Source organism: Xanthobacter aminoxidans, assembly GCF_023571765.1.
GTDB classification, from domain to species: Bacteria; Pseudomonadota; Alphaproteobacteria; order Rhizobiales; family Xanthobacteraceae; genus Xanthobacter; species Xanthobacter aminoxidans.
In genome coordinates this window covers 105440-118010 of the sequence record NZ_JAMJXC010000005.1, presented here as the reverse complement: position 1 = coordinate 118010, position 12571 = coordinate 105440, and the positions used below count along the sequence as shown (strand labels likewise).

Below are 12571 nucleotides of genomic sequence, written 5' to 3'. Positions count from 1 at the left end.
ATCAGTCCCGATCCGACACGGACCGGCGAATGTGGGCGGCGAGATGATCCGCCGCCGACGAGCCGCCGGGGTGGCGCTCCCACAGGATGAGATCCACGCTCTCGAGCGGCGGCAGACCTTCCGCACTTCCAAGACGCACCAGCCCCGGCGTGCGCACGGATTGCGCGAGGACGCATACGGCGGAATCCGCCAGAGCCATGGATTGCAGACCGGCGATGCTCTCCGAGATGCAGGCTATGCGCCAGCGTCGGCCGATATGGTCGAGCGCCGCCAGCGCATAATCCCGGTAGAGATTGCCGTCCGGCAGCATGGCCAGCGGAATGGGGTCCGCAAGGTGGGCGCTGCCGCCCTCCGCGCCCAGCCAGATGAGCGGTTCAGGCCGCAGCAGCGTGCCGGTGCCGACGCGCGGGGAGACGCCCGGCATGCGGGTGGCGATGGCGATGTCGAGAAGGCCCTCGGTCATGTCCTGCGCCAGCTGCCGCGACAGCGCGCAGCGCACCGTCACCTCGACGCCCGGATAGGTATCGCGGAAGCGGGCCAGCGTCTCCGGCAGGAGGAAGGCGGCATAGAGATCCGGGCAGCCGAGCGTGACGCGGCCCGCCACATCGTCGGCGGAAAGCCGCAGCCGGGCTTCCTCATCCAGCCGCAGCATGGTGCGCGCATGGGGCAGCAGCATCTCGCCGTGCCGCGACAGCTTGAGATGCCGCAGGTCCGGCTCGAACAGGGGAAAGCCCGCCGCCGCCTCCAGCCGCCGGATCTGCAGGCTCACGGCCGGCTGGGTGCGGTTCAGGCGCCGGGCGACACGGGTCACGCTCTTCTCCTCCACCAGGAGAACGAAGGTGCGCAGCAGGGCAATTTCCAGCGGCCGGGACATGCCGCCCATTAAAATAACTTTGCCAAGAGCAAAGCAATATAAATTTGATTTGATCGCAATGCATCTGTCTAATCTATGAGCGGTCGCGATCGACTGTCCAATACCTGCTCAAGATCTGCGATTTTGATGCACATCAAAAAGGCATTTGCGCAACCGCAAGGCATTGTCGCCCTGCGCCGTGGAGGCGATGTGAACCCCAGCCCCTTCCTTCAGGTCCACGGTCTGACCCGGCGCTATGGCGGCGTCGCCGCACTCGACGGCGTCACCCTCGATCTCGCCCGTGGCCAGGTCACTGGCCTCATCGGCCCCAATGGTGCCGGCAAGACGACGCTGCTCAACGCACTGACGGGGCTCGCCCGGCCGGAGGCTGGCACGGTGCTCCTGGAGGGCGAGAATGTCACCGGTTTGCCGGCCCATGTGATGGCCAGCAAGGGCGTGGTCCGCTCCTTCCAGATCGTGCGGGAGCTCTCAAGCCTCACCGTGTTCGAGACCCTTCTCGCCGCCCCGCCGGCCCAGAGTGGGGAGACGGTGACGGGCGCCCTGTTCGGTCGCCGCAAATGGTGGGCGCAGGAGCGCGCCAATGCCGATCTCGCCCGTGCTCTGCTGGAGCGGGTGGGGCTCGTGAAGCTCGCCGACCAGTCGTCCGCCATGCTCTCCGGCGGCCAGAAGAAGCTGCTGGAAATGGCCCGCGCACTGCTGATGAAGCCGAGACTGATCCTGCTCGACGAGCCGGGCGCCGGCGTCTCGCCGCCGCTGCGGCTGGAGATCGTGCGGCTGGTGCGGGAGCTGAAGGCGGAAGGCCTGTCCTTCGGCATCGTCGAGCACGACATGCATCTGGTGGAGGAGGTGTGCGACCACGTTCACGTCCTCGCCCAGGGGCGCGCCCTCGTCTCCGGTACCTTCGCCGAGGCCACGGCAGACCCGCGCGTCGTCTCCGCCTATCTCGGGGTGGCGGCATGACTGCGCGCCCCTGCGATCCGAAGGCGGAAGAACTCTCCCTCGCGCTCGCCGTCTCGGGCTTGCGCGCCGGCTACGGCCGGGGCGGCGATATCGTGTGCGGCATCGATCTCGCCCAGACGGCGGAGAGCATTGTCGCCGTCATCGGCCCGAACGGCTCGGGCAAATCGTCCTTCATCAAAACCATCGCCGGCCTCGTGCCGACGCGGGCCGGAACGGTGGCGGTGACGGGGCGGGACATCACCACGCTCTCGCCGGCACGCCGGGTGGCGTCGGGGCTCGCTTATGTGCCTCAGGAAGCCAACATTTTCGCCACCCTCACCATCGCCGAGAACCTGAAGCTCGCCACCGAATTCCTGCGCGGGCGCGCCGGCGTCGGGCCGGAGCAGCGGGAGAAGGTGCTCGATCTCTTCCCCGAACTGCGGCAGCGGCCGCGCACGCTCGCCGGCAACCTCTCCGGCGGCCAGAGGCAGATGCTGGCCTTCGCCTGCGCGCTGCTTGCCAATCCCGAAGTGCTGCTGCTCGACGAACCCTCGGCCGGTCTCTCGCCCAAGATCGTCGGCGAGACCATGGAAGCGGTGGTGCGCGTGCGGGAGGCCGGCGTCACCGTGCTGCTGGTGGAGCAGAACGTCGCCGCCGCGCTCGGCATCGCCGACGAGGTGGTGGTGCTGGTCGCCGGCCGGCTCACACTCCGCGCCTCCGCCGCAGACATCCGCCAGGCGGACCTCGCCGGCCTCTTCTTCGGAAAGGCGGCCTGAGCCATGGCGCTTCAGCTCTTCCTCAACGGCCTCGTCACTGGCCTGCTGCTGGCCCTGCCGGCGCTGGCGCTGACATTGGTGTTCGGCATCCTGCGCTTCGCCAATTTCGCGGTGGGGGCGCTCCTCACCCTCGGCGCCTATGCGGCTTATACGGCGAATGTGGTGCTCGGCCTGCCGCTGCCCATCGCCGCCGCTTTCGCCGCGGGCACGGTGGCACTCGCCTCCCTCATTGCCGATGCGCTGGTGTTCGAGCGGCTGCGGACGCGCGGCTCCATCACGCTATTGGTCGCCTCCATGGGCGTATCGCTGGTGGTGGAGAACATCTGCCGCTTCATCTTCGGCAATGCCGCCAGAAGCTTCGATCTCGCGGTGGCGCGGCCGATGCGCTGGAACGGCCTGCGCATCAACCACGAACAGCTCATCACCGCCGGCGTGGTGATCATCGCGCTCGTTCTGCTGCACCTTCTCATCACCGCCTCGCCGCTCGGCCGGGCCATGCGAGCGGTGGCGGACAATGCCTCCCTTGCCGCCGTGCGCGGCGTGGAGCGGCGCACCATCGCCCGCATCACCTTCGCCCTCACCGGCGCGCTGATCGGGCTCGCCGGCGTGCTGGCGGGGCTGGATCGCGCCATCGATCCGCTGATGGGCTGGAACTACCAGATCCCCATCTTCGCCGCCGCCATCCTCGGCGGGCTGGGCAGCCCGATCGGCGCTGTGGCGGGCGCGCTCCTCATCGGCGTGGCGGAGGAGATGTCGGCCCTCGTCCTGCCCGTCTCCTTCCGGCAGATCGTGAGCTTCGGCGTCATCCTGCTGCTCCTCCTGTTCCGCGCCAATGGCCTGTTCGGGGCCAAGGCCATCCGAAAGTGAGGGCGCGGCAATGATCTCCTACCTCGTCACCGTCGTCATCCTCGTCTCCATCGCAGCCCTCGTCGGGCTGGCGCTGAACCTGCAATGGGGGCTTGCCGGGCTGGTCAATTTCGGCGTCGCCGGCTTCGTCGCGCTGGGTGCCTACACGCTGGCCATCAGCGCGCCGCACGTGGGCTGGCTCGCCGGCATGGTGCTGGCCGCGGCCGTTTGCGCGGGCCTTTCCATGCTGCTCTCGCTGCTCACCATCCGACTGGAGGAAAACTACCTCGCCATCGTCACCATCGGCTTTGCGGAGATCGTGCGCATCCTGCTGCTCAATCTCGGCGAGCTGACCGGCGGAGCGCTCGGCATCGCCGATATTCCCCGTCCCTTCGCGGGCGTCACGCCGGCCGGATGGGGCGATGCGGTGATCCTCGCCTTCGCGCTGGGGCTGGTGGTGATCGTCTTCGCCTTTAGCGAGGCGCTGGTCCGCTCGCCCTTCGGCCGGGCCCTGCGGGCGGTGCGCGACGATGCGACAGCCGCAGCGGCGCTGGGCAAGCCCGTGCTGGCCCTGCGGGTGCGCGCCTTCGCCATCGGCGGGGCGATCATGGGGCTGGCGGGGGCGCTCCACGCGTTCTTCCTCACCTATATCGACCCGAGCCAGTTCACCCCCATCATCACCGCCTATGCCTTCATGGCGGTGATCGCCGGCGGGCGCGGCTCCAACCTCGGCCTCGTCCTCGGCGCCGGCTCCATCATGCTGATCCTGGAAGCGACGCGCTTCCTGAAGGACGTGATCCCGGGCGTCGATGGCGTCCAGCTCTCCGCCCTGCGGCTCGGGATGATCGGGGTGGGCATCGTCCTTCTGCTGATCCTGCGGCCGGAAGGCCTCGTCTCCGAGCCGAAGCGCCGCTTCGCCGATTTCTTCCCGCCCGAAAGCGAGAAAGCCTGATGCCCCGCGTCGCCCCCCTCACTGCGGCCGACCTGCCGCCCCCCTATGCGGAGGTCTTCACAGCCTTCGCCGGCGGCTATGCCGACTTTCGCGACCAGGCGTCGGTGCTCGCCCATGTGCCGCCCGCGCTCGACCATCTTTACCGGATGCTGATGGAGCTGCGGGCGCGGGAAGGCGTGCCGTTCCGCTACATCGAGCTGGCGGTCGTGACCGTCTCGAAGCTCAATGCCTGCCCCTATTGCGTCTCCCACCACACCCCCCTGCTGGAGGTGGAGGGCGTGCCCGAGGAAGCGGTGGCCGCCCTCCCCGCGAGCGACCACCCCGCCTTCGATGCGGCCGACCGCGCAGTGATCGACTACGCCCGGCTCGTCACCCAGCGCGCCTGGGGCATCCGCGACCAGATGTTCGATGACCTCCGGCAGCATTTCACCGAGGCGCAGATCGTCGAACTGACGCTGCGCGCGGCGCTGGCCGGCTTCTTCAACCGCTTCAACGACGCATTGCAGATCGACGACGGCGCCGCCGAGGCGCTGCTCCACCTCCATCCCGAACCCGACACAGCAGCAGGAGAACAGCCGTGACGCGCAGTCTGCCCCTCACTCGCCGGCACGTGGTCGCCGGCCTCGCCTCGCTTCCGGCGGCCGCCCTGCTGGGCCGGCCGGCGGCGGCTCAGGCGGCCGAGATCCCCATCGGCATGGTGCTGCCGTTTTCTGGCGCCACCGGGCCCTACGGCCCGGACATGAAGAAGGCCGCCGAGATGGCGGTGAAATGGGTGAACGATGCCGGCGGCATCCTCGGCGGACGCCCGCTGAAGCTGTTCATCGAGGATTCCGAGACCAATCCCACCGTCGGCGTCACCGGCACCAAGAAGCTGCTGGAAGTGAACAAGGTGGAGCTGGTGGGCGGCTTCTGGGGCAGCCCCATCGCGCTGGCGGCCAAGCCCATCATCCTCGCCGCCGACAAGGTGCAGATGGTCTCCTGCTCGGCCAATGCCGTGACCGAGGGCGACACCAAGGGCATGGTCTTCCGCTTCCAGGCCAAAAGCACGTCCTGGGGCCCGGCCGGCGCCAAGGTGATGAAGACCATCGGCGCCAAGACGGCGGTGGTACTCGCCCAGCAGAACCCCTTCGTGGTGGCCATGATCGAGCCGTTCAAGGCGGAGTTCGCCAAGCTCGGCGGCAAGGTGCTCGACGTGGTGATGTACAACCCGGACCAGCCCTCGTATCGCTCGGAAGTCGAGAAGGCATTCGGCGGCGATCCGGACGCGGTGTTCTGCCTCTCCCTGCTGACGGATTTCGTCTCCATCGCCAAGGAGGTCTATCGCGGCGGCTTCAAGTCCAAGATCGTCGCGTTGTCCATCGGCGCCGATGCGGAGGGCAAGTTCCTCCAGGCGGTCGGCCCGGAGGTGGCGAACGGCATCTATCATCTTCAGCCCGCGCCGCCGCTCGACTCGCCGTCCTACAAGAAGTTCGTGAAGGAGATGGGCGCGGCGCCCGGCACCGTCTTCCTCTTCGCCGGCAACGCCCACGACCAGATGTGCGTCACCGCCCTCGCCATGGAGCACGCCAAGTCCTCCGACGCGAAGGTGTGGGCGAAATCCGTGTTCGAGGTCTGCAATCCGCCCGGCGAGGAGGTGGACGACGTGGTGAAGGGCCTTGAGCTCATCCGCGCCGGCAAGAAGATCAAGTTCGTCGGTGCCGGCGCCACCTGCGATTTCGACGCCCGGGGCGACCAGATCAACCGTTCCTTCCTCGTTCAGGAGATCAAGGGCGGAAAGAACGTCTCCCTCGGCATCATTACCTGACGCCCAGGCTCCCATCCCCCGGCCCGGCCGGGGGATGACCATCCAGTCAGAACACCAAGGTCTCATCATCAGCATGCGCAGGGCATCCGGCGCGTGAACCGGAAAGCCTTGCCCAGGATCGGGACAGGGAGGATCTACCATGTCGAAACACATGCATCTGTGCGGCTTCCTCATCGCCGGCCCGGTGGTGCACAGCCACGCCATCTGGCGCAATCCGGCGCACGAGACGCCGTTCCTCAGCCTCGACCACTACGTGCGCATCGCCCGCCTGCTGGAACAGGGCTGCTTCGACTTCCTGTTCTTCGCCGACCGCCTCGCCATCGCGGATCGCTACGGCGACAGCCATGCCGCCGGCCTCGCCCGTGGCGACCAGGACGCGACCCGCATGGACCCCATGCCGATCCTCGGCGCCATGGCGGCGGTGACGCGCCACATCGGCCTCGGCGCCACACGCTCCACCACCTATGACGCGCCCTACAACATCGCCCGCGAGTTCGCGACGCTGGACCACATCTCCGGCGGACGGGCGGCGTGGAACGTTGTCACCTCCATGAACGACGGCGAGGCGCTGAACTTCGGCACCGTGCCGCATCTCGGCCATGACGAGCGCTACGACCGCGCCGACGAGTTCATGGAACTCGCCTTCCGCCTCTGGGACAGCTGGGACGAAGATGCCCTCGTCCTCGATCGGGCGGCGGGCATCTATGCCGATCCCGCCAAGGTGCATTACGTGAACCATCGCGGGCCGTGGTTCCAGTCGCGCGGGCCGCTCAACATCCCGCGCAGCCCGCAGGGCCGGCCGGTGATCGTGCAGGCGGGCTCCTCCGGGCGCGGCAAGGCGTTCGCGGCGCGCTGGTCCGACGTGATTTTCGCGCTCCAGCCCAATATGGAGCGGATGCGCGCCTTCAAGGCCGATGTGGCGGGCGCGCTCGAAGCGGCGGGCCGTCCGCCGGGGGCGAGCAAGGTGCTGATGGCCATCATGCCCTTCATCGGCGCCACCCGCGCCGAGGCGGAGGCGAAGGAGGCCCTGCACGATTCCCTGGCTGATCCGGTCGCCGGCCTCTCCACACTGGCGGCACACGCCAACACCGACTTCTCCAGCCTGCCGATGGAGGCCACGGTGAAGGAGATCGCCGCCTCGGGCAGTCAGGGCAACCTCGCCGCGCTCCGCAGCATCACGCCCGATGGCGGCATGACCATCGCCGAGGCGGGCGGCGTCTATGCGCGCGGCGTCATGTGCCCGCGCGCGGTGGGCACGGCAGCGGAGGTGGCGGACCAGCTCATCGCCATCATCGACAGCGGGGCGGCGGACGGCTTCGTGGTGTCGCCCGCCTTCCTGCCCGACACGTTCGAGGACTTCGTGCGCGGGGTCGTGCCGCTCCTGCAGGCCCGCGGCTACCTGCGGCGCGGATATGCCGGGGGCCAGTTGCGCGACCTCCTCGCAGAGGGGGCGGCCTGATGAGCCGCGCCGCTCCCCTCGCGACGCAGCCCGTGGATGCGGCCGACTTCAAGGCCGCCATGCGCGTGCTGGCGGCGAGCGTCACGGTCATCACCTCGCGCCGCGGCGACCAGCTCAATGGCATGACGGCGACGGCGGTGTGCAGCGTCAGCACTGCCCCGCCGCAGATCCTCGCCGTGGTGAACCGCGAGACCACCTCCCACGGCCTGATCGCCGACAGCGGCGCCTTCGCGGTGAACATTCTCGCCGCACACCAGCAGGAATTGGCGGGCCGCTTCGCCCGCCGGCTCGACCGGCCATTCGAGGATGTGGCGCATGGACTGGGCGAGACCGGCTGTCCCCTCCTCGCCGAGGCGGTGGCCGTGATCGAGTGCCGGCTGCGCGAGCGCCACCACGCCGGCACGCACACCATCTTCGTCGGCGAGGTGGTCGGCGTCAGCTGCCGCGGTGCCGAGCCGCTGCTCTATTTCGACGGCAGCTATCGGCGGCTCGCGGCGGCGGATGGCGCCCCTCCGTCTTGGCGGTGAACGCACGCCGCGGGTTCAGGCGTGCGCCAACAATCTCAGGTCCCTTTGGCGCTCAGGGCTCGCGCCTGGCCAGGACGGCCGTGCGAGCCCTGAGACACGCCCGCCAAAGCTAGCGGTTCACGACGCGGCCGCTGAAGGTCAGGACCATCAACGCACCGATCACCAGAATTGCCGCCAGGGTGTGCAGGGCAACCATGCCACCATCAACGACGTGATCGCGCAGCCACCCGATCGCGAAAGGCGCGGCGAACCCGCCCAGCGCGAGGGCGGAATTGATGAGCGCGAGGCCGCCCGCCAATGCTGGGGCGCCGAGGACAAGGCCCGGCAGCGTCCAGAACGTGGCGATGGCCGAGCTTATTCCCGCCACACCCATCGTCAGCCCGATCAGCACCGTGGTGAGATCGCCGCTGGACTTGACGGCGATCACGATGCCCAGGGCTCCGACGAGGATGGGCACGACGAGGTGCAGGCGCCGCTCGCGAAAGCGATCCGAAGACCACCCCGCACCGATGATGACAACGATGGAGAACAGGTGCGGAATGGCAGACAGAAGGCCGATCATCGTATTCGACCCGGCTCCCGCCTCCTTGAGCAGGGTGGGCATCCAGAATGCAATTCCGAGGAAGCCGGCGCCCAGCGAAAAGTAGATGAAGGTCAGCTTCCACAGCGCCAGGGACGTCAGCGCGTCGCGGAATGAATGGCCCGGGGTCGCATGGGCTTCCTCCACCTTGATCTGCTTCAGCCGCCCCCGGTCGTCCGGCGAAAGCCATTCGGCATCATCAGGCCCGTCGCGCAGGATGAAAAGGCAGGCAATTCCCAGGAGAATGGACGGAAAGCCCTCGACCAGGAAGAGCCACTGCCACCCCTTCAGCCCACCGACCTGATGCAGCGCATCGAGGAGCCAACCGGAGACCGGGCCGCCGATCAGGCCGGAGATGGGAATGGCGCAGATCAGGGCCGCCATGATGCGCCCGCGCAGCCTGCTCGGGTACCATGTGGTCAGGAAGTAGATGATACCCGGAAAGAACCCGGCTTCCGCAACCCCGAGCAGGAAACGCAGGATGTAGAATGAGACCTCGCCCTGCACGAAAAGTGTCGCACAGCTGATGGCGCCCCAGCTGATCATGATGCGCGCCAGCCAGAGCCGGGCGCCGACGCGATCGAGGATGAGGTTGCTCGGCACCTCGAGGAAGAAGTATCCGATAAAGAAAATACTTGCGCCGAACCCGTACACGGAGTCGCTGAATTGCAGGTCCTTCGCCATGGATATCTTCGCGAACGACACGTTCACCCGGTCGATATAGGCGAACAGGTAGCACAGCATGATGAACGGGATGAATTTCCAGCTTATTCTTGCGAACAGGCTCCCGTCCTCGTCACTGGCGCCCGCGCTGGCGATTGCTGTTGTATCGGAGCTCATGTGGCTTCCCCCGAATTCATATTATCGTTGTTTGCACGTCACGCCGCGTATCTCGACTGCCGGCGCTCCAGCAGGCGCAGCAGAGCTTTCCAGTCGCGCTCGTCGATGAAGGGGTCGATATCCTCGAACTGCTTCGCCGTCCGCCGGGCGACGGCCTCGGACGGGAAGATGAGGGACGAGCCGGCAGACTGGGCGGCCACCTGGATCTTGCAGGCCGTCTCCAGGTAATACATGAGCTCGAACGCGTCCCGGACCGTCTTTCCGCACGTCAGAAGCCCGTGATTTTCAAGAATGAGTGCGTTGTGCGAGCCGATATCGCGCACGAGACGCGTCTGCTCGTCGAGATCGAGGGCGATGCCTTCGAACGGATGATAGCCGATCCGCTCGAAGAAGCGCAGGGCGTGCTGAGAGATGGGCAGCAGCCCCTCCTTCCGCGCGGAGACGGCGACGCCGGCGGCCGTGTGCGTGTGGAAGATGCATCGTGCGTCCGGTCGCGCGCGGTGTATGGCCGAGTGGATGACGAAGCCGGCGGGGCTGACATCCAGCGGGTCGTCATCCAGTTGGTTGCCGTCGATATCCACCTTCACCAGGTTCGATGCATTCACCTCCTCATAGAGCAGGCCGAAGGCATTGATGAGGAAATGCTCGTTCTCGCCGGGGATGCGCAGGGAGATATGATTGTAGATCATATCGGTCATCCCGTAGTGGGCGCACAGATGGTAGCATGCGGCAAGCTCGACGCGCGCCGCCCATTCCCCATCGCTGACCCGGTGGCGCAAGGTGGCGCGACGCAGCAGTGACTGCTGCATTTTATCGTTGTTCATCACCCAGGATGCTCCCTATCATCTCTTTCAGCCATGTTTGGGCGGGGGTGAAGCTGCAGCAGCCGTCCTGCGAAATCCAATGCCGTGTGAGCTAAGGACATAACCAAAAATCATGCCCCTGGATTCGAGATTGGTCACGGCGTTCCTCGCGGTCGCCGAGCAGGGCTCTCTCAGCCGCGCGGCTCAGGTGCTCAACCTGACCCAGCCCGCCCTGACCCGCACGATCAAGCGCCTGGAGGCCCAGGTGGGCGCGCCACTGTTCGAGCGCCAGCCGACCGGTATGACGCTGACCGCCTACGGCGAAGTGCTGCTGCGCCGCGCGCGCATCCTTGAAAGCGAGACCCAGACCACGCTCTCGGAGATCCGTGCGCTGCGGGGTATCGGGCAGGGCAGCGTCCGGCTCGGGGTTGTGTCCAGCGCAGCCGAAGTCCTTCTTCCGCCGTCGATCATGCGCATGGGGACCGCATTTCCGGAGACGGTGTTCTCCATCGTCGTCGGGCTCGAAGACGAATTGGCCGTGCGCCTCGTGCACGGCGAGCTGGATCTGGCGGTGGCCTTCCATTTGCCGGAGGGACAGGACATTCAGTGTCTTGTCCGCGGCCCCTCGCACGAGGGCTGCTGCTTCGTCTCCGGCAGGGGGCACGCGCTCGCATCGCGCGCCAACCTGTCGCTGGAGGATATCCGGGAGGCAAATTGGGTGCTTCCGCCCGAAGGCACTTCGGTGCGCTCCCAAGTCAGCGAGGTGTTCGCCCGCAACGGCGTTCCCGCCCCCGAGGTTCGCGTCGAGACGCAATCCCTGCTGGTCATGAAGGCCCTGGTGGAGCGGGCCGGCTTTTTGACCTGGCTACCACCGATGCTGTTTGAGGGGGTCGCTTCGCCTCTCGTCGCGCTGGATGTGAGACAGGCGCAGATGCAATCGAGCCGGAGCTTCTCGATCTATTGCCGGACCAACAGCTTGCTGACGGTCGCCGCATCCCGCGCGCTGCAGCAACTGCGGAAAGAGCTGGGATTGGGCCACCAGGCGGGGGGCGCCCGCGCTACGGCCTGACAGCGGCCGGCGTCGCCCGCTCCGTCGCCGCGCGCCTATCGCAGCGCGCGCATGGCGCGGACGATCCAGTCGATCTGCGGCGCATAGTGCGTGCGCACGTCCTGGCTGCGGCAGGCGAGGTGATAGGAGAAGATGCCGGGCACCGAGAGGTCGAACAGGCGCACGAGTTCGCCGGTCCTGAGATAGTCCCGCACCACGAGGGAGCGCGCCATGGCGATGCCCTGCCCGGCCAGCGCGCCGCGGATGGTGAGGGCGATGTCGTCCAGAAGCGTGGACTGGGTGGGGTAGACGATGGGCAGGTCCGCCTTTTCCAGCCACAGGTTCCACGTCACCTGGGAATGCAGCAGCAGCGGCACCTCGGGCATGCGCTCCAGCGACAGGTCCGGATAGCGCGCGAGGAAGGCGGGGCTGCAGACCGGAAACACCTCCTCGTCCGCGATCTTCTCCACGATCATGCCGGGCACGTCGCCGGTGCCGTAGACCAGCGCGATGTCGGTGTCATCCGGGCACTTTTCCTCAAGGTCCGCGAGGCTCGTCATGCGCAGCACGACGGGGCCGAGCACCTGCTTGAACTCATTGAGGCGCGGCAGCAGGAAATGCTCCGCCAGCGCCACCTGGAGCGACAGGTTCAGCATCTGCGGCCGCGGCACCGCCTGGGCGTGGGCCACCGCATAGGCCTGGCTGAGATAGTCGAGCGCACGCCTCGTCTCTGCCGCGAGGCTCCGGCCGACCACGGTGAGCGCCATGCGGTTGCCCTGCCGTGTGAACAGCGGCTGGCCAACGGCCTCCTCCATGGCGCGGATCTGGTGGCTCACGGCGCTGTGGGTGATGCACATCTCCTCGGCCGCCGACGTGAAGCTGCCAAGGCGCGCCGCCGCCTCGAAGCAGCGCAGCGTCTGGAGCGACGGCAGGGAGCGATAGAGTTGAGACATTCCAATTTCACACGCGGCCACGGACAAATGCCCTTGAGGCATGGGGCCCCGCCGCCCGCATGTCAATTCCGCTCACATCCCGCTTGAAAATTGACCAATTGCGGCGCGCACCCGCCATTCCTATCAAGGTCCAAAGCCCTGTTCGCCAAGGCATTTCGTGGCCGAGGCGG

13 protein-coding genes are annotated in these 12571 nt (G+C 67.3%); 9 read left to right on the top strand and 4 right to left on the bottom strand.

The window, feature by feature from the left end:
- Position 1 precedes the first annotated feature (1 nt).
- Entirely contained in the window at positions 2–874 is an 873-nt protein-coding gene (locus EJ105_RS10290) for a LysR substrate-binding domain-containing protein (RefSeq protein WP_029554964.1), read from the bottom strand.
- A gap of 189 nt (positions 875–1063) precedes the next feature.
- On the opposite strand from EJ105_RS10290, the gene EJ105_RS10285 reads away from it, so the two are divergent.
- The 8 genes from EJ105_RS10285 (at position 1064) to EJ105_RS10250 (ending at position 8177) form a co-directional block, all read left to right on the top strand.
- Positions 1064–1834, top strand: a complete 771-nt coding sequence (locus EJ105_RS10285; protein WP_250166257.1) for an ABC transporter ATP-binding protein — start codon at positions 1064–1066, stop codon at positions 1832–1834.
- Entirely contained in the window at positions 1831–2589 is a 759-nt protein-coding gene (locus tag EJ105_RS10280) for an ABC transporter ATP-binding protein (RefSeq protein ID WP_250166256.1), read from the top strand. The genes EJ105_RS10285 and EJ105_RS10280 overlap by 4 nt, the downstream gene beginning before the upstream one ends.
- Positions 2590–2592: 3 nt before the next feature.
- A complete protein-coding gene (locus EJ105_RS10275; protein WP_250166255.1) occupies positions 2593–3456 on the top strand; it encodes a branched-chain amino acid ABC transporter permease in 864 nt (287 codons plus the stop codon).
- 10 nt (positions 3457–3466) lie between these two features.
- A complete protein-coding gene (locus tag EJ105_RS10270) occupies positions 3467–4387 on the top strand; it encodes a branched-chain amino acid ABC transporter permease (RefSeq protein ID WP_250166254.1) in 921 nt (306 codons plus the stop codon).
- A complete protein-coding gene (locus EJ105_RS10265) occupies positions 4387–4968 on the top strand; it encodes a carboxymuconolactone decarboxylase family protein (protein WP_250166253.1) in 582 nt (193 codons plus the stop codon). Before EJ105_RS10270 ends, EJ105_RS10265 begins: the two co-directional genes overlap by 1 nt.
- A complete protein-coding gene (locus EJ105_RS10260; RefSeq protein ID WP_250166252.1) occupies positions 4965–6191 on the top strand; it encodes an ABC transporter substrate-binding protein in 1227 nt (408 codons plus the stop codon). The genes EJ105_RS10265 and EJ105_RS10260 overlap by 4 nt, the downstream gene beginning before the upstream one ends.
- 139 nt (positions 6192–6330) lie before the next feature.
- Positions 6331–7650 (top strand): LLM class flavin-dependent oxidoreductase, encoded by a 1320-nt coding sequence (locus EJ105_RS10255; protein WP_250166251.1) that lies wholly within the window; start codon positions 6331–6333, stop codon positions 7648–7650.
- On the top strand, positions 7650–8177 hold the full coding sequence (locus EJ105_RS10250) for a flavin reductase family protein (protein WP_250166250.1): 528 nt from the start codon (positions 7650–7652) through the stop codon (positions 8175–8177). The genes EJ105_RS10255 and EJ105_RS10250 overlap by 1 nt, the downstream gene beginning before the upstream one ends.
- A gap of 109 nt (positions 8178–8286) precedes the next feature.
- Here EJ105_RS10250 and EJ105_RS10245 read toward each other — a convergent pair whose 3' ends face one another.
- Together EJ105_RS10245 and EJ105_RS10240 are read right to left on the bottom strand one after the other, a co-directional pair.
- Positions 8287–9597 (bottom strand): MFS transporter, encoded by a 1311-nt coding sequence (locus EJ105_RS10245; protein WP_250166249.1) that lies wholly within the window; start codon positions 9595–9597, stop codon positions 8287–8289.
- Between the two features lie 38 nt (positions 9598–9635).
- A complete protein-coding gene (locus tag EJ105_RS10240) occupies positions 9636–10421 on the bottom strand; it encodes a class II aldolase/adducin family protein (protein ID WP_081762565.1) in 786 nt (261 codons plus the stop codon).
- Between the two features lie 112 nt (positions 10422–10533).
- On the opposite strand from EJ105_RS10240, the gene EJ105_RS10235 reads away from it, so the two are divergent.
- Positions 10534–11469 carry a LysR family transcriptional regulator gene (locus tag EJ105_RS10235; RefSeq protein ID WP_250166248.1) on the top strand — a complete coding sequence of 312 codons (936 nt, stop codon included), beginning with the start codon at positions 10534–10536 and terminating at the stop codon, positions 11467–11469.
- 35 nt (positions 11470–11504) lie between these two features.
- Here EJ105_RS10235 and EJ105_RS10230 read toward each other — a convergent pair whose 3' ends face one another.
- The gene (locus EJ105_RS10230; protein WP_250166247.1) at positions 11505–12401 is read right to left on the bottom strand and encodes a LysR substrate-binding domain-containing protein; all 897 of its coding nucleotides are present in this window, start codon (positions 12399–12401) and stop codon (positions 11505–11507) included.
- Positions 12402–12571 lie beyond the last annotated feature (170 nt).